The sequence below is a fragment of the Cupriavidus neocaledonicus genome (assembly GCF_000372525.1).
Lineage (GTDB): Bacteria > Pseudomonadota > Gammaproteobacteria > Burkholderiales > Burkholderiaceae > Cupriavidus > Cupriavidus neocaledonicus.
Genome location: NZ_AQUR01000094.1, coordinates 99,036 through 122,104, shown reverse-complemented (window position 1 = coordinate 122,104; position 23,069 = coordinate 99,036). Strand labels below are relative to the sequence as shown.

At 70.9% G+C, this 23,069-nt stretch carries 23 protein-coding genes; 16 read left to right on the top strand and 7 right to left on the bottom strand.

What is annotated here, in order from left to right; all coding sequences use genetic code 11:
* Window positions 1-114 precede the first annotated feature (114 nt).
* Window positions 115-1,014 (top strand): LysR family transcriptional regulator, encoded by a 900-nt coding sequence (locus tag A3AG_RS0114250; protein WP_026164184.1) that lies wholly within the window; start codon window positions 115-117, stop codon window positions 1,012-1,014.
* Here the strand turns inward: A3AG_RS0114250 and A3AG_RS0114245 are convergent.
* Window positions 993-1,193 (bottom strand): hypothetical protein, encoded by a 201-nt coding sequence (locus A3AG_RS0114245; protein WP_018006060.1) that lies wholly within the window; start codon window positions 1,191-1,193, stop codon window positions 993-995. The genes A3AG_RS0114250 and A3AG_RS0114245 overlap by 22 nt on opposite strands.
* Before the next feature lie 275 nt (window positions 1,194-1,468).
* Here A3AG_RS0114245 and A3AG_RS0114240 point away from each other — a divergent pair, with 275 nt between their 5' ends.
* On the top strand, window positions 1,469-2,155 hold the full coding sequence (locus A3AG_RS0114240) for a phosphoribosyltransferase (RefSeq protein ID WP_018006059.1): 687 nt from the start codon (window positions 1,469-1,471) through the stop codon (window positions 2,153-2,155).
* Between the two features lie 15 nt (window positions 2,156-2,170).
* On the opposite strand, the gene A3AG_RS0114235 is transcribed toward A3AG_RS0114240, so the two are convergent.
* From A3AG_RS0114235 to A3AG_RS0114220, 4 genes are all read right to left on the bottom strand, one after another.
* A complete protein-coding gene (locus A3AG_RS0114235) occupies window positions 2,171-2,698 on the bottom strand; it encodes a LeuD/DmdB family oxidoreductase small subunit (protein WP_018006058.1) in 528 nt (175 codons plus the stop codon).
* Between the two features lie 48 nt (window positions 2,699-2,746).
* Window positions 2,747-4,033 carry a 3-isopropylmalate dehydratase large subunit gene (locus A3AG_RS0114230; protein WP_018006057.1) on the bottom strand — a complete coding sequence of 429 codons (1,287 nt, stop codon included), beginning with the start codon at window positions 4,031-4,033 and terminating at the stop codon, window positions 2,747-2,749.
* On the bottom strand, window positions 4,030-5,079 hold the full coding sequence (locus A3AG_RS0114225; RefSeq protein WP_018006056.1) for a tripartite tricarboxylate transporter substrate binding protein: 1,050 nt from the start codon (window positions 5,077-5,079) through the stop codon (window positions 4,030-4,032). Before A3AG_RS0114225 ends, A3AG_RS0114230 begins: the two co-directional genes overlap by 4 nt.
* A gap of 123 nt (window positions 5,080-5,202) precedes the next feature.
* Complete coding sequence (locus A3AG_RS0114220; RefSeq protein WP_018006055.1) at window positions 5,203-5,988, bottom strand: GntR family transcriptional regulator; 786 nt, start codon at window positions 5,986-5,988, stop codon at window positions 5,203-5,205.
* Between the two features lie 694 nt (window positions 5,989-6,682).
* Here A3AG_RS0114220 and A3AG_RS0114215 point away from each other — a divergent pair.
* The 8 genes from A3AG_RS0114215 (at window position 6,683) to A3AG_RS0114180 (ending at window position 14,957) form a co-directional block, all read left to right on the top strand.
* Complete coding sequence (locus tag A3AG_RS0114215) at window positions 6,683-8,284, top strand: hypothetical protein (protein WP_018006054.1); 1,602 nt, start codon at window positions 6,683-6,685, stop codon at window positions 8,282-8,284.
* A 178-nt stretch (window positions 8,285-8,462) separates the two neighbouring features.
* The gene (locus A3AG_RS0114210; RefSeq protein ID WP_018006053.1) at window positions 8,463-8,861 is read left to right on the top strand and encodes a hypothetical protein; all 399 of its coding nucleotides are present in this window, start codon (window positions 8,463-8,465) and stop codon (window positions 8,859-8,861) included.
* Window positions 8,861-9,559 carry a C39 family peptidase gene (locus A3AG_RS0114205; RefSeq protein ID WP_018006052.1) on the top strand — a complete coding sequence of 233 codons (699 nt, stop codon included), beginning with the start codon at window positions 8,861-8,863 and terminating at the stop codon, window positions 9,557-9,559. The genes A3AG_RS0114210 and A3AG_RS0114205 overlap by 1 nt, the downstream gene beginning before the upstream one ends.
* A 10-nt stretch (window positions 9,560-9,569) precedes the next feature.
* Window positions 9,570-10,484 carry a hypothetical protein gene (locus A3AG_RS0114200; protein WP_018006051.1) on the top strand — a complete coding sequence of 305 codons (915 nt, stop codon included), beginning with the start codon at window positions 9,570-9,572 and terminating at the stop codon, window positions 10,482-10,484.
* Window positions 10,485-10,559: 75 nt separating this feature from the next.
* Entirely contained in the window at window positions 10,560-11,990 is a 1,431-nt protein-coding gene (locus tag A3AG_RS0114195) for an acetate kinase (protein ID WP_018006050.1), read from the top strand.
* Window positions 11,991-12,208: 218 nt separating this feature from the next.
* Window positions 12,209-12,721: a hypothetical protein gene (locus A3AG_RS0114190; RefSeq protein WP_018006049.1), complete on the top strand. Its 513-nt coding sequence runs from the start codon at window positions 12,209-12,211 to the stop codon at window positions 12,719-12,721.
* Window positions 12,722-12,982: 261 nt separating this feature from the next.
* Window positions 12,983-14,119 (top strand): ABC transporter substrate-binding protein, encoded by a 1,137-nt coding sequence (locus A3AG_RS0114185; protein WP_018006048.1) that lies wholly within the window; start codon window positions 12,983-12,985, stop codon window positions 14,117-14,119.
* A 46-nt stretch (window positions 14,120-14,165) separates the two neighbouring features.
* Entirely contained in the window at window positions 14,166-14,957 is a 792-nt protein-coding gene (locus A3AG_RS0114180; protein ID WP_018006047.1) for an SDR family oxidoreductase, read from the top strand.
* 119 nt (window positions 14,958-15,076) lie between these two features.
* Here A3AG_RS0114180 and A3AG_RS0114175 read toward each other — a convergent pair whose 3' ends face one another.
* Window positions 15,077-15,982: a LysR family transcriptional regulator gene (locus tag A3AG_RS0114175; RefSeq protein WP_026164183.1), complete on the bottom strand. Its 906-nt coding sequence runs from the start codon at window positions 15,980-15,982 to the stop codon at window positions 15,077-15,079.
* A 113-nt stretch (window positions 15,983-16,095) separates the two neighbouring features.
* On the opposite strand from A3AG_RS0114175, the gene A3AG_RS0114170 reads away from it, so the two are divergent.
* From A3AG_RS0114170 to A3AG_RS0114150, 5 genes are all read left to right on the top strand, one after another.
* Window positions 16,096-17,457, top strand: a complete 1,362-nt coding sequence (locus A3AG_RS0114170) for an acyclic terpene utilization AtuA family protein (protein ID WP_018006045.1) — start codon at window positions 16,096-16,098, stop codon at window positions 17,455-17,457.
* Window positions 17,458-17,467: 10 nt separating this feature from the next.
* Window positions 17,468-17,821: an AtuA-related protein gene (locus tag A3AG_RS0114165; protein ID WP_018006044.1), complete on the top strand. Its 354-nt coding sequence runs from the start codon at window positions 17,468-17,470 to the stop codon at window positions 17,819-17,821.
* 41 nt (window positions 17,822-17,862) lie between these two features.
* Window positions 17,863-18,828 (top strand): Bug family tripartite tricarboxylate transporter substrate binding protein, encoded by a 966-nt coding sequence (locus tag A3AG_RS0114160; protein WP_018006043.1) that lies wholly within the window; start codon window positions 17,863-17,865, stop codon window positions 18,826-18,828.
* A 186-nt stretch (window positions 18,829-19,014) separates the two neighbouring features.
* Window positions 19,015-20,064, top strand: coding sequence for an MBL fold metallo-hydrolase (locus A3AG_RS0114155; protein ID WP_026164182.1), 1,050 nt, complete (start codon window positions 19,015-19,017; stop codon window positions 20,062-20,064).
* Between the two features lie 85 nt (window positions 20,065-20,149).
* The gene (locus tag A3AG_RS0114150) at window positions 20,150-20,899 is read left to right on the top strand and encodes an NADPH-dependent F420 reductase (protein WP_018006041.1); all 750 of its coding nucleotides are present in this window, start codon (window positions 20,150-20,152) and stop codon (window positions 20,897-20,899) included.
* Between the two features lie 33 nt (window positions 20,900-20,932).
* Here the strand turns inward: A3AG_RS0114150 and A3AG_RS0114145 are convergent, their stop codons facing one another.
* Entirely contained in the window at window positions 20,933-21,322 is a 390-nt protein-coding gene (locus A3AG_RS0114145; RefSeq protein WP_012354928.1) for a GNAT family N-acetyltransferase, read from the bottom strand.
* Window positions 21,323-21,541: 219 nt separating this feature from the next.
* On the opposite strand from A3AG_RS0114145, the gene A3AG_RS0114140 reads away from it, so the two are divergent.
* Window positions 21,542-23,029, top strand: a complete 1,488-nt coding sequence (locus A3AG_RS0114140) for an AMP nucleosidase (protein WP_018006040.1) — start codon at window positions 21,542-21,544, stop codon at window positions 23,027-23,029.
* Window positions 23,030-23,069: the final 40 nt, after the last annotated feature.

The following is a 23,069-nucleotide window of genomic DNA, read 5'->3' as shown; positions in this document are numbered from 1 at the left end:
GATGGCGACCGGACGCACACCGGCGCATCGTGCCGAACTGTACGCGGGGCCTTGGTGATTGGGAAATTAAATGATGAAATCGCCGGCAGTGGAAAACCCAATGGATACGCCGCCATGCAGGACCCGCGTCTCGACCCCGTGCTGCTGCAGAGCTTTGTCGCCGTCGCCGAGAGCGGCAGCTTTACCCGCGCCGCCCAGCGCGTGCACCTGACCCAGTCGACGGTCAGCCAGCAGGTGCGCCGGCTCGAAGAGCAGCTGGGCTGCGTACTGCTGGACCGCGGCGGGCGCTATGTCACCACCACGCCGGAAGGCGAGCGCCTGCTGGGCTATGCGCGCCGGCTGCAGCAATTGATGGCGGAGGCCGTCGGGCAACTGCGCCAGAGTGCCGGCCAGGGCGAGATCCGGCTGGGTGTGCCCGAGGACTTTGCCGCGCGGCCGCTGACGCCGGTGCTGGCCGGGTTTGCCGATGACTGGCCGGGCATGCGGCTGGAGGTAACCAGCGGCATGAGCCACGAGCTGTGGCAGCGTTTCCAGGACCGCGAGCTGGACCTGGTGCTGGTCAAGCAGCGCACCGGCCAGGCCCAGGGGCTGGCCAGCTGGCCGGAGCCGCTGTGCTGGATCGACAGCCGCAGCCGTCCGGCGGTGGCACGCGATCCGGTGCCGCTGGTGGCATTCCCGGTAGGCGGGCTGTATCGCGGCGAGATGATGCATGCGCTCGACGCCGGCGGCCGGCGCTGGCGCGTGGCCTTTGTCAGCGCCAGCCTGGCCAGCATCCTGGCGGCGGTGGCCGACGGCCTGGGCGTGACGCTGCTGCCGCGGCGGCTGGCCACGGCGCATCACACCGTGCTGGAGCACGGCTGGCCCGCAGCGGTGCCGGATGTCGAACTGAGCCTGCACGCGCAGCCGGACCTGCCGGCGGCGGCGCGGGACATGGCGGCGCGGCTGGCCGCGCTGTGCGAGACCGTGATGGCGGCGGGCGCGCCGCCCGGACTTCAGCCGAAGAACTCGTTGTAGTAGCGGGTGCAGGTGCCGGCCGGGCGGAAGGTATAGGGCAGCTCGGCCATCGCGGCGGCTTCGAGCGAACCGAACGGAATGTCCGGGACGGCGAGCGCGGCGAGGTCGGTGGTGGCGTCTGCCGTAGCGTGGGGTCGGGTCGGCGCCGTCGCGGCGCGGGCGGGGGAGGGCGTGGTCATGTCAGGGCTCATGCAATCGGGCCGGGCCGGCACGGTGGCCTGCCCGGCAAGGGCGGTGCGGCGTTGTCAGCGCCAGCGGCCATCGTAATGCTGCACTGCGGTGAAGTCAGCCGCCCCCGCCTCAACACACTGTTGCACGAGCGCGCCTAATGGTGCCGGATCGCGCCTGGCTGGCCTGGCAAGTGGCGCGCGGGCCGCCGCCGCCACCGGCGCCAGGGTCTATATTTGGCGGAGGGGCCGCCTGCGCTGGCCGTCCCCCTCCCATGGAAACCGCCATGTACCTGCCCCCGTGCTTTGCCGACCGCCGCGAGGCGGGCCAATACCTCGGCCGCCACCTGGCCGGACTGGGCTTTGGTGCCGCGCAGCTGGGCCAGACCCCGCTGGTGCTGGCGCTGCCGCGCGGCGGCGTGCCGGTGGCATTCGAGGTGGCGCGCGCGCTAAACGGGCAGCTGGACGTGCTGCTGGTGCGCAAGATCGGCGCGCTGGGCTACCCGGAACTGGCGCTGGGCGCGGTGGTGGAAGGCGATGCCGGCGGTGGCGGACCGCACACGGTGGTCAATGACGATCCCTGGGCCCGCCGCGCCGTCGACAGCGGCAGCTTCGATGCCGAGCGCGGGCGCCAGCTCGACGAGATCGCCCGGCGCCAGCAGCGCTACCGCGGCGGCAAGCCGGTGCCGGCCCGTGCCGGACGCGTGGTGATCGTGGTCGATGACGGCGTGGCCACCGGCGCTACCATGCGCGCCGCGCTCGAAGGCGTGCGCATGGCCGGCGCGGCGCGCGTGATCGCGGCCACCCCGGTGGGCTCTCAGGACGGGCTGGCCACTCTGGCCGCGGCCGCCGACGAGGTGATCTGCCTGAATACGCCGCCCAGCTTCGGCGCGGTCGGCGCGTTCTACCTCGATTTCAGCCAGACCAGCGACGAAGAGGCGCTGGCGTTGCTGCGCACGCCGCCGGCGGCCTGAGCGGTTGCGCCGGATTCAGTCCGGGCGGCCGCGCTCGCGCGCCAGGCGCGCCTTCAGGTGCGGCACCAGCCCGCCGGCGGCCAGGATGGCGCGCAGGAACGCCGGGATCGGTTCGCACGCCACCACGCTGCCGTCGTCCAGCCGCAACTGCGCGGTCTCCAGGTCCAGCACCGCATGCGCGCCGTCGGCCAGCCCGCTGGTGTCGGCGCAGACCAGCACCGGCAGGCCCAGGTTGATGGCGTTGCGATAGAACAGCCCCCCGAACGATTGCGCCACCACCGCGCCCACGCCCAGTTCGCGCAGCGCCTGCGGCGCCTGCTCGCGCGAGGAGCCGATGCCGAAGTTGGCGCCCGCCACCAGCACGTCGCCGGGACGCACGCTGCCGGGAAACTCCGGGCGCACCGACGCCAGGCAATGCCGGGCCAGCACCGGCAGCGGCGCTTTCATCAGCACGGCGGGGGCCATGGCATCGGTGTCGATGTTGTCGCCGAAGCGCCAGAGGCGGCCGGCAGGGGCGGGGGCAGGGGCGGGGGCAGAGGTCATGCGGGAAGTCTGTCCCGCCGGCGGCGGGCACGAGGTGGGGGCCGCGCGTTACTCCAGCAGCGTGCGCGGATCGGTGATGCGGCCGGTGACGGCGCTGGCGGCCACCGTCATCGGCGAGCCAAGCCACACCGCGCTGCCGGCGTCGCCCATGCGGCCCGAGAAATTACGCGCGGTCGAGGCAATCGCGCGGCTGCCGGCCGGGAAGCGCGCCGCGCCATAGCCCGCGCAGGCGCCGCAGGCATTGGGCAGCAGCATCGCGCCGGCATCGGCGAGGATGCCGAGCGTGCCTTCCTGCTCGGCCTGCAGCTGATCGCGGCGCGAGGCCGGCGCCACCTGCAGCGTCACGCCGGCGGCAACGCGCCGCCCGCGCAGCACGCGCGCGGCCATGCGCAGGTCTTCCAGCTTGGCGCCGGTGCAGGCACCCAGATAGGCGATCTGCACCGGCTCGCCGGCAGCGCGGTCGACCGGCGCACTGTTGGCGGGCGAGTGCGGCGCGGCCACCTGCGGCGCCAGCGTGGCGGCATCGAAGCGGTGCGTGGCCAGCACCGGCGCGCCGGCATCGCTGCGCCAGTGGTTCAAGTCGATGGCGGCGAGCGTCGGCGCCGGCACGCCGGCCTGCGCCAGCCAATCCAGCGTGACCGCGTCGGGCGCCACCAGTCCGGTCTGCGCCCCGAGCTCGGTGCTCATGTTGGTGAGCGTCATGCGTTCCTGCATCGGCAGCGCGGTGACGGCGCTGCCGGTGAACTCGAGCGCCTGGTAGCGCCCGCCGCCCATGCCCAGCGTGGCGCACAGGAACAGCATCATGTCCTTGGCGCACACCCCGGGCGCGAGCTGCCCGTCCCATTGCAGCCGGATGGTGTCCGGCACCCGCAGCCAGATCTCGCCGGTGGCGAGCACGCCGGCCATCTCGGTCGCGCCCACGCCGAACATGTACGCGCCGAACGCGCCTCCCGTGGGGCTGTGGCTGTCGCCGCCGACGATCAGGCGGCCCGGCAGCACATGGCCGCGCTCGGGCAGCACCACGTGGCAGATGCCCTCGGCGTCGATGAAGTGCGCGCCGGCCTGGCGCGTCCAGTCGCGCGTGAAGCGCAGGATCGATTCGGCCTGGGCGTCGCCGCCGGGCACGAAATGGTCGGTCACCACGACATAGCGCGACGGGTCCCAGACCCCGGTGCCAAGCTCCTGCAGCAGCGGCGCGACGCGGCGCGGGCCGCTGGAGTCGTGCGACATCGCCAGGTCGACCCGGCAGATCACCACGGTGCCGGGCGCGGCATGGGCCAGCCCGGCGGCGCGAGCCACCAGCTTCTGCGCGAGCGTGGCGGACAGGGGACTCATTCCGGCGACGCTCCCGAATACTTGACCACGCCGGCCCAGCGCTTGACGTCCTGCTTCACGAACGCGGCGAAGGCCTCGGGCGGGGTGCCCATCGGCTGCGCGCCGTCGTTCTCCAGGCGCTTGCGCACGGCGGGAGACTCCAGCCCCTTGCGCGCGGCCTGGTACAGCGCCTGCGTGGTCTCGTGCGGCATGCCGGCCGGGCCGAACAGCCCGAACCACGCGCTCGACTCGAAGCCCTTGACGGTATTGCCGATCGGCGCCGCGCCGGGGAACTGCGGCAACGGCGCGGGGCTGGTCACGCCCAGCACCTTGAGCTTGCCCGCGCGCACGTGCGGCAGCACGTTGATGGTGCTGGCGAACATCAGGTCGCACTGGCCCGCCAGCACGTCGGTCAGCGCCGGCGCGGTGCCCTTGTACGGGATGTTGACGATGTAGGTGCCGGTCATCATCTTGAACATGTCGCCGGCCATGTGCAGCGACGAGCCGACCGAGCCGATGGCGAAGTTCAGCTTGCCCGGCTCCGAGCGCGCCAGGCGGATCAGCTCGGGCACGTTGTTGGCCGCCAGCCGGGGCGTGGCCACCAGCACGCTGGGCACGGTGGCGACCAGCGTGATCGGCGTGAAGTCCTGCACCGGGTCGAACGGCAGCTTCTTGTACAGCGTGGCGTTGATGGTATGGCTGGTGAAGCTCATCAGCAGCGTGCTGCCGTCCGGCGCGCTCTTGGCGACCAGGTCCGCGGCGATATTGCCGCCGGCGCCGGGGCGGTTTTCGACCACCACCGGCTGGCCCAGCTCCTGCGACATTTCCTGGGCGATGGTGCGCGCCAGCGTGTCGGTGGTGCCGCCGGCCGGCGCGCCCACCAGGATCCGGATCGGCTTGCCGCCGGCAAGCTGCGCCTGCGGCTGGCCTGGTGCCTGCGCCGCCGCCGACAGCGGCAAGGCCAGCGCGCAGGCAGCCAGCGTGCCGAGCGTGGCAAGGCGCCGCATGGTGGCGCGGCGCGGAATCGAAGGCAGACGGGTCAGGCTGGACGGACGGAACTCAGACATGGCGGCGGTCCTCGCACGATGTGATCAGGGATGCGCAGTATGGCGCGGAACCGGGTCCGGCGCACCCCCGGCAACGCCCGCCCGGGGCAACGCCCCTGGGCAGCGGTCGCGGGCCAGTGCACGTCAGTCGCGCAAGCCCGGACGGGTCTCGCTTTCGACCCAGACGTTGGCGCTGTCGACGCCGGCGGGCGACAGTTCCATGCGGTACTCGTAGCGGTCCGGGCGATACTGGCCCAGCAGCAGCTGCACCGGGCGCCCCGATTGGTCCTTGACCACGCGGCGCACCGCCAGCAGCGCGCCGCCGACCGGCACGTCCAGCAGCGGCGCCACCACCACGTCGGCCAGCCGGGCCGACAGCACCTGGCTGGCGCGGCCGAGCTTGATCCCGCCCGCTTCCAGCAGGCGCAGCACCGGGGTCTCTTCCAGCGCTTGGCGCGTGATCGGCCGGCCCAGCGCCGCCGGCAGGTAGACCGTGATGTGCGACAGCGGACGGTTGCGGTAGTGGCGCACGCGCACGATCTTCACCACCGGGTCGCCCGGCTCGATCTGCAGCGAGTCGGCGACATCTGGCGTGGCATGGACTTCGTCGATCGAGATCACCTTGACCGAGGTCTTCTGGCCCATGTCGATGATGTTGTCGAGCAGGCTGGTGCCGCGTTCCTCGCCGGCCGCCGCGGCCGGGCGCACCGGATGCGGATTGACGAAGGTGCCGAGCCCGCGGTGGCGGCGCACCAGCCCTTCCTGCACCAGCCGGTCGAACACGCGCCGCATGGTCACGCGCGACGCGTGGAACTGCTTGGCGAGGTCGATCTCCCCGGGCAAGGGACCCTGGCCGAAGCGGCCTTCGACGATCTGCTGGCGCAGCACCACGTAAATCTGGTGATACAGGGGAACGACGGCTTCACTCATGGTTTCCCTTGTGGAGAGATGACAAGTCTGTAATGCCTCTAATGTACTTTAAATCAGACATAGGGCCTAGCGAGGATAAACGCTGAGGGGTTTTCGCGACAAGGGCCTGGCGCGGTGCGGCGCCGCGCCAGGGCGCGGTGACGCATTGTGCCGGATTCGTCCCGTTGCGCGGGCGGCGTGCCGGCCGGCGCGCGCCGCCGCGGCCATGGCCGCGGCGCACACTCGCCCATGCCACCGGTGTCGCGTCACCCCCGGCAATGTGGGCCGGCCCACATGGGCGACGGCGGCGGCACCCCCGGAGCCGTGTTTCACCGCCGATACGCGGCCGGAGAATCAGGGCAAATCCCGAGCGGGCGCTGCAAGCCCTTGAAAAGCAAGGCCTTCCTGGCGGCCCCTGGAGGTCCTCAAAAACCCGATGCGGCCCCTCTGTCACAGCCATGTGACATGTCGCCGGCCGCACATCCGCGGGGGCCCATGTTGATCCGGCAAAACATCGGCCAAAACCGTGGCGAGACGCGAGGTGGCCCTTGTAATACAAGGACTTGCCGCCCCGGGTGACGACGCTGGCACCGATTATGCGCAGGGCAGGGCTGGTTTGGCAGCAAGCCTGACCGCAACCTCCGGCCGCGCGCTTCGATGCGTGCCGGCCAGGAGCTGAGCCGCTGTGACTGTGAAATTCTCCTGGGAGCATCGTATGAACAAGACAATGCTGGCGTCGGCGATTGCCCTCGCCTTTGCTGGTTCGGCGTGGGGTAACCCGACCAATAACAACACGGACGGCTGGAACCATCAGTCAGCCACCGCCAATTCAACCCAAAGAGGTGCCGGGTCCCTGGCCAACGAGAATTCGACCTCCAACCAGGACAACTCCGATCACAGCACCAGCACCCGCACCACCAGCATCGACGTCGACAAGTCGCAGACCAACTCCAACAACCGCACCGCGACGGTTGCGGTCGACAAGTCGACCAATGATTCCAACAACCGCACCAACTCCAACAACAAGAGCAAGACCAACTCCGACAACCGCACCCGCCTGACGCTGGACCAGGGCGGGCTCGGCAATGCCGCCGCCAACGCGGGCAATGCCTCGTCGAGCATCGCCAATTCCTTCAATACCAGCAAGGCGATCGCCGTCAGCAAGCTCAGCGGGCAGGTCACCGGCAATACGGTCGCCAACATCGGCAACGTGGCCAAGAACTTCGGTAACGCCAACGGCGGCACCGGCTTCGGCGGCAAGGGCGGCACCGGCGGCAACGGCGGTACTGGCGCTGGCGGCGTGGGCGGCAACGGTGCTGCCGGCGCGGTCGGTGCGGTGGGCGCCAAGGCCTATGCCTATAACGGCGGTGCGCGCGCCGGCGATGCCACCACGGGCCGGGCCGCGGGCGGCAACGGTGGTGATGGTGGCGCCGCGATCGGCTGGGGCGGCGATGGCGGCAGCGCCTATGGCAAGGGCGGCAGCGCACTCAGCGCCGCCGGCAGCCAGGGCGGCAGTGGCGGCGATGCCTACGGCAAGGGCGGCGGTGCGCTGAGCGCCTCGCTTGGCGCGGGTGGCCGTGGCGGCGGTGCCGGCGCGATCGGCGGCGGCGGCCTGGGCGCCAGCGGTGCCCTCGGCGGCCTGGCCGGTTCGGCAGGCGGCGCGGGCGGCAGCGGCGGCGATGCCAACGGCCGCGGCGCCGACGCCGGCGGTGCGGGCGCTGCGGGTGGCGGGTCCGGCGCGGCCGGCACCAACACGGCGGGCGCGGGCACGGGCACGGGCGGCGGCGCGGGTGCCACCGGCGGCGCGGGCGGTGCCGGCAGCTCCGGCGCGGTCGCGACCGGCGGCGCCGGCAGCGGCACGGGCGGCGCGGGCGGCTCGAGCGGCGCGGGCGCGACCGCGACGGCGGGCAACGGCACGGCGACCGGCGGTGCCGGCGGCGCGCAAAGCAGCACCGGCGGTGCCGGCGGCGCGGGCGCGGCGGCGACTTCGGGCGCGGCCACGGCGATGGCCTCGAACGGCAGCGCCACCGCCGGTGACGGCGGCGACGGCGGCAACGGCGGCAATGGCGGCAGCGGCGGCGCGGCCACCGGCGGTACCGGCGGCGTGGGCGGCGTGGGCAACGGCGGCGCCGGCGGTAGCGGCGGCAACGGTGGCTACAACCTGGTCGACGCAGGCACCTTCAACATGTCCAACACCATGACCAGCGTGGGTCAGACGGCGGCGGGCATCATGATGGCCAGCCAGAACAGCGGCGTGGCCTCGCTGGTGCAGCAAAGCGTGAACGTGCAGGCCAACCTCAACGTGGGCGGCAGGTAAGACGCGCAACGCGGCCGGATCCCGGGCTTGCCCCGGCCGGCCGGCGATTTCGCAGTCATGCCGGCAGGACCGGCGCCCGCATCCTGTGTGCGGGCGCCCGGGCCCTGTCATGCCTACGCAAGCCAAGTTGCCATGCAGCCGGGGGCAGAGAGTCGGCGCATCGGCAGGGGGGAACACCATGCAACCGGTCCGCTTCGCCGTCGGCGCCTGTGCCGCGGCATTACTCGCCTGGCCAGCATTGCCGGTCCACGCGGAGCCGCCAGGGCTGGCGGCCACCGCGGCGGCGGCAGCCGGCACCGCACTGGCATCGACGCCGGCCGCGCTGTTCGCCGGCGCGGCCAAGGCCGTGCCCGTGTCGCGGCTGGACGATGTCCGCGGCGGTGCGGAAGTCACCGTCAACGACATGCGCCTGCACGGCACCGTCGCCGACAACGCCGCGGTCAATACCTTGTCCGGCGCCAACCACATCACCGAGGGCGCGTTCTCGAATGCGGCGGGGATCCCGACCGCGATCCAGAACTCGGGATCGAACGTGCTGATCCAGAACGCCACCATCGTCAACGTCCAGTTCAAATGATGAAGCCGCTGCGAATCCTGCTGGCGTGCGTGCCGTGGTGGCTGGCCCCGGCGCATGTGCCCGGCGCGCATGCCGCCGACGTCCCGATATACGGCCCGGTCGGTGAACCCTACAGCGTCAGGGTCACCAGCATCCGCGAGGCGCGCTTCAAGTCCACCATCCGCCAGCAGTTCGACTTCAGCTGCGGCTCCGCCGCGGTGGCCACGCTGCTGACGTACCAGTACGGCCATCCGATCAACGAGGCCACCGTGTTCCAGAACATGTACCTCAACGGCGATCAGCAGAAGATCCGCGCCGAAGGGTTCTCGCTGCTGGACATGAAGCGCTTCCTGGCGGCACTGGGCTATGAGGCGGATGGCTTCGAGCTGCCGCTGTCGAAGCTGGAAGAAACGCAGGTGCCGGCGATCGTGCTGATCGTCGAGAACGGCTACCACCATTTCGTGGTGGTCAAGGGGGTGAAGGGCAACCGCGTGCTGGTCGGCGATCCGGCGCGCGGCACGCGCGCCATGTCGCGCGAACAGTTCGAGCGCATCTGGGACAGCCAGCTGCTGTTCGTGATCCACAACCGCACCGAGCGCGCGCGCTTCAACGTCGCCGCGGACTGGCGCGTCGCGCCCAGCGGTCCTTACTGGATGGGCGTCAACCGGGACAACCTGTTCTTCACGGTCATGCCCCGCCATGGCGCCGGAGATTTTTGAGGAACGCATCATGTTGCAGATTTCCTTGCCGGCCCCGGCCGTGCCACGCAGCGCCGCCTCGGCGGCCGCGGCGATGGTGCTGGGCGCCGGCCTGGCGTACGCCGGCACGGCACAGGCCGGCATGATGCCGCCGGCAGGCGCAACCGATACCGCGGCGCCGCCGTCGCCGGCAGCCATGGCCGCGCGCGAGCGCGGCGACTCGCACCCGCTGGCCGCCGCGCGCGGCAGCATGGCCGGCTGGAAACCGGTGGCGCATGACAAGCTCGACGACATGCGCGGCGGCTTCGAGATGCCCGGGCTGCAGGTTTCGTTCGGTATCGAACGCGCGGTGTACATCAACGGCGATCTGGTGGTCGCCACCAGCATTAACATCCCTGACGTCAGCCGCATCACTGCTGCGCAGGCCGCACGGCTGGCCGCGGCACTGGGACCCGCCATTGTGGCCAACACCAACGCCACGGTCGCCAACGCGCTGGCGGGCCGTCCGGTCACGGCCGACGCCGCCGCGGCGATGGGCGCCAATGGCGCCGGCGCGGCGGCTTCGGGTGGTGCGGGCGGCGGCGGCGCGGCTGCGGCATCTGCCCATGGCGGCGTCTCTGGCGGCGCTGGCGCAGCGGCATCCGGTACGGCCGCGGCAGCTGCGGCCGGGGCGGCGGGCCTGCCGGCCACGGTCGTGACTACGGCCACGGGCCAGGTCGTCACCAACGGCTTGCAGAACGTGATCCAGAACGGCCCGGGCAATGCCGCCGCGGTGGGCGCGCTGGCGGCAACGCCGGTGACCGTGATCCAGAACACGCTGAACAACCAGAGCATCCGGAGCCTGATGACAATCGACGCAAGCGTCAATACGCTGCAGGCCTTCCGGTCGCAACTGGCCAACACGGCGCTGAACAATGCGCTGCTGCGGGCCGCAAGCATGAGATAGCCGTTAGCGAGGTAGCAGGCAGTACAGGTCGCAGGCTCCTGCACAACAGCCTGCCGTCCGGGGGAGGAAGACGCGATGAAGAAGCGCTCGATGCAGGGCATCCGCAATGCGGGATGCTCGACGTTGCTGTTGCTCGGCGGACTGGCGCAGGCCCAGACGCCGCCGGAGGCGGGGCCACCCGCGGCCGGACTGGAATCACTGCAGAGGGAACTCGCCGAGCAGGCCAGCCAGCTCGATGCCATGAAGCGGGCGCTGGCCGAGCAGGAGGCAGTGATCCGCGAACTGCGCAGCGTGATCGGCACCGAGGTGCTGGCCACCAAGCGCGGCGGCCAGCGCTCCGGGCCCGGCGTGATGCCGGCCGACAATGCCACCAACGCTGCCGCCGCGGCAGCCGCAGCCAGCGCCACGCAGGGCGCGCCGGGCCTGGGCAGCAGCCCGCAGCAGGTCATGGCGCAGGCGCCGCAGCCCGGGGCGCAGCCGGGCGAGTCGGCCAGCCCGCAGACGGTGGCCATGGAAGAGCCCGTGGGGCGCCCACCCGAGACTGACCGGCGCCCGCCAGAGGTGGCACCGCTGATCGACCAGCCCGGGGTGCTTACCGCCGAGGGCAAGCTCGTGGTGGAGCCGGGCTTCCAGTATGGCTACTCATCGAACAACCGCGTCGCGCTGGTCGGCTACTCGATCATTCCGGCCATCCTGATCGGGCTGATCGATGTGCGCGAGGTCAAGACCTCGACCTATATCGAATCGATCGCGCTGCGCTACGGCGTCACCAAGCGGCTCGAGATCGAGGCCAAGGTGCCGTACGTGCAGACCTCGGGCTCGACCATCAGCCGCGAGGTGTTCACCGGCACCGCCGTCGACAACGTGTTCAATGCCAGCGGCAAGGGCCTGGGCGATGTCGAGGCCACGGTGCGCTACCAGCTCAACTACGGCAATGAGCGCATTCCGTATTTCGTCGGCTGGCTGCGCTACAAGTCCAACACCGGCACGGACCCGTTCGAAGTTGTGACCGATTGCGTGACGCGCTGCGTGGGCAATGCCACCGGCACTGGCCTGCCGCTGGGGCTGCCTACCGGCACTGGCTTCCATGCGATCCAGCCCGGCATTACGTGGCTGCTGCCGACCGATCCGGCGGTGTTCTTCGGCACCTTCAGCTACCTGCACAACTTTTCCCGCGACAACGTGAGCCGCACCGTGCTGAACGGCGAGAAGGAAAACCTGGGCAAGATCGCCCCGGGAGACATTTTCGAGTTCAGCTTCGGCATGGGGCTGTCGCTCAACGAGAAGGCGTCGTTCAGTATCGGCTACGACCAGGCCATCATCTGGCCGACCAAGCAGAACGGCATGACCGTGCCGGGCTCGGTGCGCATCACGCAGGGCACCTTGCTGGTGGGGTATTCGTACCGCTTCAACAACCGCTATACGCTGAACCTTTCGGTGGGCGCGGGGCTGACGCGCGACACCCCCGACCTGCAGGTCAATGTGCGCCTGCCGATCACTTTCTGACCAGCCGGCGCAGCGCGCCGCGCAAGACGTGACGCCTGCCCCGCACGGGGCAGGACACGCGCGCGCATCACATCCGCCGGCACCGTGCGCCAGCGCCGAAACGCGCCTTGCGCTGGCCCCATGAACGGCGTACAAAGAAATAACCCCGCGCCGCCAGCGGTACTTTTTCCGACCAGCTTCAACCTCACCGGTGGTGCGGCCTGAACAAGGAGAGAGACATGCGCAAACGCATCTTCTGGTTGTTGCCCGACCTGGCGAGTGCCCGACGCACCATGGATGACCTGCTGCTGGCGCGCGTCGAGAACCGCCACATCCACTTCGTGGCGCGCGACGGTGCCGACATGACCGGCCTGCATGAAGCCAACCTGTTCCAGACGTCCGACATCGTCCATGCGGCCGAGATGGGCCTGATGGTCGGCGGCGGCGTGGGCGTGGTGGCCGGCGTGGTGGTGGCGATGTTCCCCATCGTCAGCGACACCCCGCAGTGGGGGCTGGTCGGCGTGCTGGCGGTGCTGGGCGCGGTGTTCGGGGCCTGGGCCGCAAGCATGATCGGCAGTTCCGCGCCCAACAGCCGGCTGCGCGCGTTCGAGAAAGACATCGAGGCGGGCAAGATTCTGCTGATGGTCGACGTGCCGCGCAGCCGCGTCGAGGAAGTCGAAACCCTGCTGCGCAACGCGCATCCGGAAGCCAGCTTCGCCGGCGTCGATCCGGCCATCCCGGCGTTCCCCTGATCCGGCGCCTGCCGCCGGCTGGCGCCACGTGGCGCCGCATCTCTCTCCGCGCGCGCCCATGCGGCGCGCCCCCTGCCGCACGCTCCGGCCCGCACCGGGACCGCCCCCCGGTTCCGGTGTGATGCCGCTGCAACACCCCCGGTTTTCCCGGTTTGCCCGCGTCCGACGCATGCGGTACCTTGCGTGACGGCGCGCGGGCCCCTGCCCGCGGCGCCGCCACAGAACAATGAAAGCAGCCGTCCAGGCGGAGGGGTCGAGACAATGAAGGCGAAATGGATCGCGTGCGGCGTGCTGGCCGCCACGCTGGGCTGGGCCGCGCAAACGGCCATGGCGGAGCCGGGCGTGACCCGCAACACCATCCGCATCGGCCAGTCGGCCGGCATCACCGGGCCGGTGGCGGGCTCGGTCAAGGAGCAGATCGCCGGCGCGCAGGTCTACCTGCGCACGGTCAATGCCAACGGCGGCGTCGCCGGGCGGCGCATCGAGCTGGTGACCCACGATGACGGCTTCGATGCAAAGCGCACGCCCGACAACGTGCGCAAGCTGCTCGACGAAGACAAGGTGTTCGCGCTGTTCATGGTGCGCGGCACGCCGCAGAACGAAAGCATCCTGCCCATTATCGCCGCGCAGAAGGTGCCGCTGATTGCGCCGCTGACCGGCGCCATCACGCTGCACCGGCCGGTGAACCGCTTCGTCTTCAACGTGCGCGCCAAGTACCAGGACGAAGTGGCGCGCGCGATCAACCATCTGGCGACCTCGGGCATGAGCCGCATCGGCATCTTCTACGCCAACGACGGCTTCGGCCAGGACGTGCTGGAGGGCTACAGCACCGCGTTGCAGGCACGCGGCGTGCAGCCCGCGGCGACGGTCAACTTCGCCCGGCCCATGGGCGACATCAGCCAGGGCGTGGCGGCCATGCACAAGGCCAACCCGCAGGCGGTGCTGGTGATCGGCTCCGGCTCCGAGGCGGCGCGCATCATCCGCGAGTTGCGCCGCGCCGGCAGCGAGGCGCAGTTCGTCACGCTGTCCAACAACGCCGCCGATGCCTTTATCCGCGAACTCGGCGACGACGCGCGCGGCCTGATCATCACGCAGGTGGTGCCGGGCACCAACTCCAGCCAGATGACGCTGGCCAGCGAATACCGCAGCCTGGCCAGGCAGCAGGGCGTGGAGCCGTCCAACGCCGGCATGGAGGGCTTCATGTCGGCCAAGGTACTGGTCGAAGGGCTGCGCCGCGCCGGCCCCGACCTGACCCGCGAGCGGCTGGTCGCGGCGCTGGAGGGCATGCGCGACTATGACCTCGGCGGCATCCTGATCAGCTACAGCGCCGCACGCCACACCGGCTCGTCGTTCGTGGAAATGTCGATCGTGTCGTCCACCGGCAAGCTGATCCGCTAGCGCGCGGCGACGGGACCGTGCCGGCCGCTGCGGTATAGTCGCCCGCATGGCTACTCCTACCCCTTCCCCCGATGCCCGTACCCCGTTCGCGCTGCACGGCCGCGTGGCGCTGGTGACCGGCGGCGCACAGGGCCTGGGCCTGGCGATTGCCGCCGGGCTGGCCGATGCCGGTGCCCATGTGCTGGTGGTGGCCCGCAATGCGGCGCGCGTGCACGAGGCCGTCGCCGCGCTGGCTGCGCGCGGCGGCAGCGCCGAGGCGCTGGTGCTAGACATCACCGATGAGGCCGCCGTGGCGGCGGCCTTCGACCGCATCGATGCCGACCATGGCCGGCTCGACATCCTGGTGAACAACGCCGGCGCGCGCAACCGCAGCAATATGGCGCAGCTCGATGCCGGCGACCTGCGCGCCATGCTCGAGACCAACCTGGTCGCGCCCTACGCGCTGTGCCGGCTGGCCGCGCAGCGCATGCGCCACGGCGGCTACGGGCGCATCGTCAACGTCAGCTCGATCGCGGGCCAGGTGGCGCGCGCCGGCGACGTGCTCTATCCCGCCACCAAGGGCGGGCTGGACGCGCTCACGCGCGCCATGGCCGCCGACCTGGGCCGCCACGGCGTCACCGTCAATGCGATCGCGCCCGGCTACTTCGCCACCGAGCCGAACCAGCCCATGGTCGAGGACGAGAGCGTGGCCGAGTGGCTGCGCCAGCGCACCGCGCTGGGCCGCTGGGGCCAGCCGCAGGAGGTGGCCGGCGCGGTGGTGTTCCTGGCATCGCCGGCGGCGTCCTATGTCACCGGGCAAGTGCTGGCGGTCGACGGCGGCTACCTCGGTCACTTCTGAGGCGCCGCGCGTCGCTTGCTGTCCAGGGCGTACCCGATTCTGCGTCCCCGCTCCGGCGTACTCGGGTCACCGTACGCGCTCCTGCGTACCCGATTCTGCGTGCCGGCCGTGGCCGCGGTTCAGCGCCGCGCGGGCGCCTTGCCGCCCCGGTAGAACGCCTGCAGGGCCTCGATCATCGCGGCGGCGGCGGCCGAATCGCCGCGATCCCGCAGCCGCACCAGGCAGATATCGCGCACCAGCGACGGCAGCTGCAGCGGCCGGATCGCGAGCCCTTCGCGGCGGAACTGGAACAGCGCCAGCGACGGCACCGCGCTGATGCCCAGCCCCGCCTGCACCAGCGCCGCCACCGTCGCCAGGTGCTCCACCTCCATCACGCTGGCCAGGCGCAACGGATGCAGCGCGGCGTCCAGGTGCTGCCGTACGCTGGTGGTGCGCGACAGCTGGATGAACGGCAGTCCCGCCAGCATCTCGGGCGCGATGCGCCGCTTGCGCGCCAGCGCATGGTCCGCCGGGCACACCAGGTGGAAGGTGTCGCGCAGCAGCGGCTCGACGCGCAGGTCATCGTCCTGCGCCGGCGCGGGCGCCAGCGCAAAGTCGGCGCGGCCTTGCCGCACCAGCTCGATGCAGCCATCGGCAAGCTGGTCGAACAGTTCCAGCACGATGCCGGGATAGCGCGCGCGGAACTGCGCCAGCAGCGGCGGCAGGTCGCCCCCGGCGAGCGAGGGCAGCGCCGCGATCGAGACCCGGCCCTTGCGCCGCTCCGCATGCGCGCGCAGGTCTTCGAAGGCGGTCTCGAAGTCGGCCAGCAGCCGCCGCGCGGTCTGCTCGAAGCGCACGCCGTCGCTGCTCAGTTCCACATGCCGCGTGGTGCGTTCGAACAGCCGGCTGCCGGCCTGTTCTTCCAGGGTTTGCACCAGCGCGCTGAAGGCCGACTGCGACAGGTGGCAGGCGCGCGCCGCGCGGGTGAAATTGCGGTAGGTGGCCAGCGCGACGAACGCGCGGAGATGTTTCACCGACAGGTTCATGGCCTCGATCGATATATCCAGCAAGTCGATAGATTAATCCAAATAATCCATTTTTTGGCTGGGCGCGACCGGCCTAGAATGGCTTCTACCTGCCTAACACTGCCCCCCAAACCATGACTGCTGCCTTGCTGATTGGCTCCGGCGCCGGCTTTTCCGGCGACCGTACCGATGCCGCGCTGCCGGTGGTGCGCACGCTGATTGCCGCGGCGCAGCCCGCCGCGCTGATCTTCGAGACCCTGGCCGAGCGCACGCTGGCGCTGGCGCAACTGGCGCGGCGCAACGATCCCGCGCGGGGCTACGAGCCGCTGCTCGACGCGCTGCTGGCGCCGGTGCTGGGCCTGTGCCTGCAGCACCGCATTGCCATCGTCGGCAATTTCGGCGCCGCCAATCCGCGCGCCGCGGCGCGGCGCGTGCTGCAACTGGCCAGCGAACTGGGCCTGGCCGCGCCGCGCGTGGCGGTGGTCGAGGGCGATGACCTGTCCGACGACGCCGGGCGCGCGCGCCTGCACGGCATCCTGGGCGAGGCCTTCGACGCCGAACGCTTTGTCTGCGCCAACGCCTATATCGGCGCGCAAGGCATTGCGGAGGCCCTCGCCGCCGGGGCCCAGGTGGTGGTGTGCGGGCGCGTGGCGGATCCTGCGCTGGCACTGGGGCCGGCGATGGCGCACTTCGGCTGGGCCTGGGACGACTGGGACCGGCTGGCCGCCGCCACCATGGCCGGGCACCTGCTCGAATGCGGGGCACAGGTCACCGGCGGCTACTTTGCCGACCCCGGCCGCAAGGAGGTGCCGGACGTGCACGCGCTGGGATTTCCGATCGCGCAGCTCGATGCCGACGGCGGCATCGAGATCTTCAAGGCCGCCGATACCGGCGGCTGCGTCGACCTGCGCACGGTCAAGGAACAGCTGCTGTACGAGGTGCACGACCCGTGCGCCTACCTGACGCCGGACGTGGTGGCCGACATCGGCGCAGTCACCGTCGCACAGGTGGGCCCGGACCGCGTGGCCGTGCGCAATGTGCGCGGCCACCCGCGCCCGGCGCAGCTCAAGGCCAATGTGTTCAGCCACGGCGGCTGGCTGGCCGAGGGCGAGATCTCCTATGCCGGCCCGAACGCCGCGGCGCGCGCGCGGCTGGCCGCTGACATCCTGCGCCGGCGCATGCGCATGCTGGGCCACGACGCGCCGATCCGCTTCGACCTGATCGGCGTGCTCAGCGTGCTCGCCGACGATGGCGGCGCCATGCTCGCGCAGCCCCAGCCGCACGAAGCGCAGGCGCTGGACGTGCGCCTGCGCGCGGCGCTGGCGCATGACGACCTGGCCGTGGCGCAGGCGCTGCAGCGCGAGGTCAACGCCCTCTATACCTGCGGCCCCGCCGGCGGCGGTGGCGTGCGCACGGCGCAGCGCGCCCGGCTGAACGCGGTGTCGTGCCTGGTGCCGCGCGCCGCGGTCACCCCCACCCACACCTTCATCGACTGAGGAGGCCGCCATGACCGCCACCGCAGCGCTCTACCAGTTCGCCCATGGCCGTACCGGCGACAAGGGCGACCGTTCCAACATCAGCGTGATTGCCTATGACCCGCGCGACTTCGACCACCTGGTCGCGCACGTGACCGAAGACGCGGTGCGCGCGCTGTTTCGCGAGCGCCGGCCCGCGGCGGTGACGCGCTACCTGGTGCCGTCGCTGCACGCGATGAACTTCGTGCTCGACGGCGTGCTCGATGGCGGCGTCAATGACGCGCTCAATCTCGACACTCACGGCAAGGCGCTGTCGTTCCGCCTGCTGCAGCTCCAGATCCCGCTGCCGCCGGGCCTTGCGCCGGGCACGTCGGGCCACCGTTGAACCCTTGCCTTACCCGATAACGATTTCAACAGGAGACTTCCATGCATCCGTTCTTCAAGCCACTGGCCGTTGCCGCGCTTGCGCTGATCCTGCCCGCCGGCCAGGCCTGGGCCGAGTTTCCCGACAAGCCGATCCGCTTCGTCGTGCCCTTTGCCGCGGGCAGCGCCACTGACCAGCTCGCGCGCGCCATCGGCCAGGCCATCACGGTGGACAGCAAGGTCACCGTGGTGGTCGACAACAAGCCCGGCGCCAACGGCTTCATCGCCGCGTCCGACGTGGCCAGGGCGGCGCCGGACGGCTACACCGTGCTGATCAGCACCAACACCACGCATGCGGCCAACGAGCACCTGTTCAAGAAACTGCCCTACGACCCGGTCAAGGACTACGCGCCCATCACCGCGCTGGGACGCGGCGGCCAGATCATGGTGGTGAACCCGCAGGTGCCGGCCAAAACGGTGGGCGAGTTCATCGCGCTGGCGCGGCAGCAGCCGGGCAAGCTCAGCTTCGGCAGCGGCAGCTCGTCGTCGCGCATTGCCGGCGAGCTGTTCCAGCAGATGGCGCAGGTGCAGCTGCTGCACGTGCCATACAAGAGCAACCCGCTCGCCATCACCGACCTGCTCGGCAACCAGATCCAGATGATGATCACCGACACCGCCACCGGCCTGCCGCAGGTCAAGAGCGGCAAGCTGCGCGCGCTGGGCGTGTCGGGCAAGGCCCGCTCGCCGCTGGCGCCGGAGGTGCCGACCATCGATGAAGCCGGCGTCAAGGGCTACGAGATGAGCTACTGGTTCGCCGCCTACGCGCCCGCGGGCACGCCGCAGCCGGTGGTGGCCAGGCTCAACGCGATGATGGTGAAGGCGGCGCGCAGCGAGACCGCCGCCGGCTTCTACAACTCGAGCGGCACCGAGGTCTTCACCAGCACGCCCGCCGAACTGGCGAAGTTCCAGTCGCAGGAGTCCGCCAAGTGGGGCCGCATCATCAAGGCGGCGAATATCCAGCCGGAGTGAACACCGGGCGGCGCAAGCTCCCATGCATGGAAAACGGGGCCGCATGGCCCCGTTTTTTACGCAGAAGTAGGTACGCTTCGACCCTTTCGGCCTTGTCGGGCAAGGCGCGGCTAAGATATGCGCTGGCCGCGCGCCCGCTGGCGCCGGCCTGCTCCTCGACAACATCAATCAGAACAGGATCAGGATATGAAGCAGCAGTCCCTGGTGCGCCCTGCCACCTTCGGCCGGCGCCCGCGCCCGACGTTGCGCCAGACCGTATCGAGCGCCGTCATCGCCATGGCCATGGGCGGCGCCGTGCTGGCCGCAGGGGTGGCCAGCGCGCAGACCGCCCCGCCGCCGTCGCAGCAGAAGGCCCAGGTGCCGGGCTACTACCGCATGATGGTCGGCCAGCTGGAAGTCACCGCGCTCTATGACGGCTACATCGACCTGGACCCCAAGCTTTTCAAGTACACCAGCGCGCGTGAGGTGCAGAGCCTGCTGGCGCGGATGTTCGTGGCCTCGACGCCGGGCATGCAGACCGCGGTCAACGCGTACCTGATCCATACCGGCAGCCGCCTGGTGCTGGTCGACACCGGCGCCGCGGGCTGCTTCGGGCCGACCCTGGGGCGCATCGGCGAGAACCTGCGCGCCGCGGGCTATGCGCCGGAGCAGGTCGATACGGTGCTGCTGACGCACCTGCATGGCGACCATGCCTGCGGCCTGGTCAACGACGGCAAGGCCGCGTTCCCGAATGCGACGGTCTACGTCGACAAGGCCGACCTCGACTACTGGCTGAGCGAGGCCAACGCCGGCGCCGCGCCGAAGGAGGCGCAGGGCCTGTTCGCCATGGCGCGCGCAGCGGTCGCGCCGTACCAGGCGGCGCAGCGCCTGCGCACCTTCAACGGCGGCGCCGGCGGCGAGCCCGTCGCCGGCGTGCGCGTGGTGCCGGCCAACGGGCATACCCCCGGCCACAGCGGCTACCTGTTCACCTCGGGCAACGACAGCCTGCTGCTGTGGGGCGATATCGTGCACAACCACGCGCTGCAGCTGCGCCGGCCGCAGGTGGCGATCGAGTTCGACGTGGACAGCAACCAGGCCGTGATCACGCGCAAGCGTATCCTGGAGCAGGCCGCCAGGGGCAGGTTGTGGGTAGGCGGCGCGCACATGCCGTTCCCGGGCCTGGGCCATGTGCGCCGCGACTCTGCCGGCTATACGTGGGTGCCGGCCGAGTATGGCCCGATCCGGAACGACCGCTAGCCACGCGCGGCGGCTTTTCGCCTAGAGTCATCCCAGGGGGCCCCGCGCGTACCGGGCGGTGGCCCCGCCTGCCGGAGGACTTGCCATGCCTGCCAATGTGACCCGCCGCCGCTGGCTGCGCGCCGACGCCGCGGCGCTGCTGCTGGTCGCGCCACTGCCGCGCGCCGTGCGCGCCCAGCCCGGCCCGGCGCCGGCCCGCGAGGCAGCGGCGCAGCGCATCGGCGTGATCGGTTCCGGCCGCATCGGCGGCACCGTGGGCGGCTTGTGGGTCAAGGCCGGGCATCCGGTCCTGTTCTCGTCGCGGCACCCGGAGGCGCTCAAGCCGCTGGTCGAAGAATTGGGTACGCGCGCGCGCGCCGGCACGGTGGCCGAGGCCATTGCGTTCTCGGACGTGCTGTTCCTTGCCACGCCCTATGGCGCGCTGCCGCAACTCGCTCGTGACCATGCCGGTGCCTGGCAAGGCAAGATCGTGCTCGACGCCACCAACGCCTACGAACACCGCGACGGCCCCATCGCCGACGAGGCCAGGCGCGACGGCATCGGCCTCACCACGGCGCGCTACCTGCGCGGCGCGCGCGTGGTGCGGGCCTTCAACTTCATGGGGGCGGCACAGTTTGCCAGCGAGCATCACCGGCCCGGCGGGCTGGTGGCGGTGCCGATCGCTGGCGACGACCCGGCCGCGCTGCAGGTGGCGGCGCAACTGGTGCGCGACGCGGGCTTCGAACCGGTGGTGGTGGGGCCGCTGGCCAGCGCCGATCGCTTCGCGCCGGGCGGGCCGCTGTTCCGGCAGGTGGGGACGGCCGACGAGTTCCGGCAGAAGATGGGGGGACGCTGACGCTGTGCCGCGGTGGTACCGGCCCGGGTAGGTTCAGGGCCGGCGCCGCTCCATCGCGACCATCGACGGCGTAAAGCCGAGCTGGCCGAAGAAGGCGGCTTCGGACGAGCGCGCCGCGCGCAGCATCCAGCTGATATCGGGATCGCTGCCGACGATATGCCGCACCAGGGCGCGGCCGATGCCGTGCCGACGGTGGCCGGGCGCCACCACCACCATCGACAGGAAACCGTCGCAGACGTCGTCGCACAGCGCGCGGGCAAAGCCGACCACCTCGCCCTTCTCGACCGCCACGGCCACGCGCTGCGAATTGGCCACCAGGCGCGCGAATTTTTCGGGCCCGCCCACCCGGTGGGCCCAGCCGTTGGCGATCAGTAGTTGTCTGGCTGCCTCGAGGTCGTCGGGCAACAGGTTACGGATTTCCATTGGCGGCTCTCCCAGCAAGCATGTACGGCCCCTCGCCGCCCCTTGCCACCAGGGGCGCCGCGAGTCGAGAACGGCACGGCAAGCCGTGCTGCGCAATTGGCGGAGTGTAGCGAGCGTGCGCGGGCGCGTCAATTTGGCGCGCGGCGCCGGGCGTTGCTCGCGAGGTGGCTCACGAGGTTGCCCACAGGGTCGCTCACGGCGACCCTCCGGCGCGGTATCATGGCCTCCATGAACGCCCCAGTCTTCTCCTCCGCGCACCCGGCCGACCAGCTCGCCGAGTTCACCGACGCGGATGCGGCGATTGCCCGCATCCGCGAGATCTACGATGCATCGGTCGGCGCCGTGCGCGCGCGCTTCGATGCCTTCGCCGGCGGCAAGCCGCTGCCCTCGGCCGCGCACGCGTGCTATCCGTACCTGGGCATCTCGGTCAACATCGAGACCATGGTCACCGACAGCCGGCCGTCATGGGGCACGGTGGCGTACCCCGGCGTCTACGGCACCACGGTGACGCGCCCCGACCTGCTGGCCGACTACTACCGCGACCAGATCGAGCGGCTGATGCGCTATCACCGCGTGCCGGTGGTGGTGGGCCTGAGCCGGCGACCGATCCCGCTGCCGTTCGTGATCGAGGCCTCGACCACCGACATCAGCTACACCCAGGCGCGCGAGCTGGAAGCCTCGTTCGTGCTGCCGGAGCTCAACCGCATCGACGACGGCATTGCCAACGGCACCTATGAGCCGGTGCCCGGCGAAGCCTGGCCGCTGTCGCTGTTCCCCGCCGAGCGCGTGGACCTGGCGCTGCAGCGGCTCTACCACTACACCGGCACGGCGCCGCAACACTTCCAGCGCTTCGTGCTGTTCACCAACTACCAGCGCTATGTCGACGAGTTCGTCGCGCTGGGGCGCGCGCTGATGGGCGACGGCGACGGCGGCGGCTACACGCGCTTTGTCGAGCCCGGCGACGTGGTGCAGGACCTGGGCGCGGCCGAGCCCGACGACGCCACGCGCCCGCGCGTGCTGCCGCAGATGCCGGCCTACCACCTGGTGCGCGGCGACAAGCTGGGCGTGACGCTGGTCAATATCGGCGTGGGGCCGTCCAACGCCAAGACCATGACCGACCACCTCGCCGTGCTGCGCCCGCACTGCTGGCTGATGGTGGGCCATTGCGGCGGGCTGCGCCGATCGCAGCAGCTCGGCGACTACGTGCTGGCGCACGCCTATGTGCGCGACGACCACGTGCTGGACCACGACCTGCCGCCGTGGGTGCCGGTGCCGCCCATCGCCGAGATCCAGGTGGCACTGCAGGAAGCCGTGGCGCGCGTCACCGGTCTGTCCGGCAACGAGATGAAGACGCGCATGCGCACCGGCACCGTGGTATCGACCGACGACCGCAACTGGGAGCTGAAGTCCAAGGCGCTGTATGCGCGCTTCAACCAGTCGCGCGCGATCGCCATCGACATGGAGAGCGCGGCGGTGGCCGCCAACGGCTTCCGGCTGCGCGTGCCGTATGGCACCCTGCTGTGCGTATCGGACAAGCCCCTGCATGGCGAACTCAAGCTGCGCGGCATGGCCAACGCGTTCTATCGCCAGCGCGTCAGCCAGCACATGACCATCGGCCTGGAAGCGATCCGCATCCTGCGCGAGAACGGCGTCGAGCAACTGCATTCGCGCAAGCTGCGCAGCTTTGACGAGCCAGCGTTCAGGTAGCGCTCCGCTGCGCCTTCTCGTGGAATGCAAAAGGCCGGCG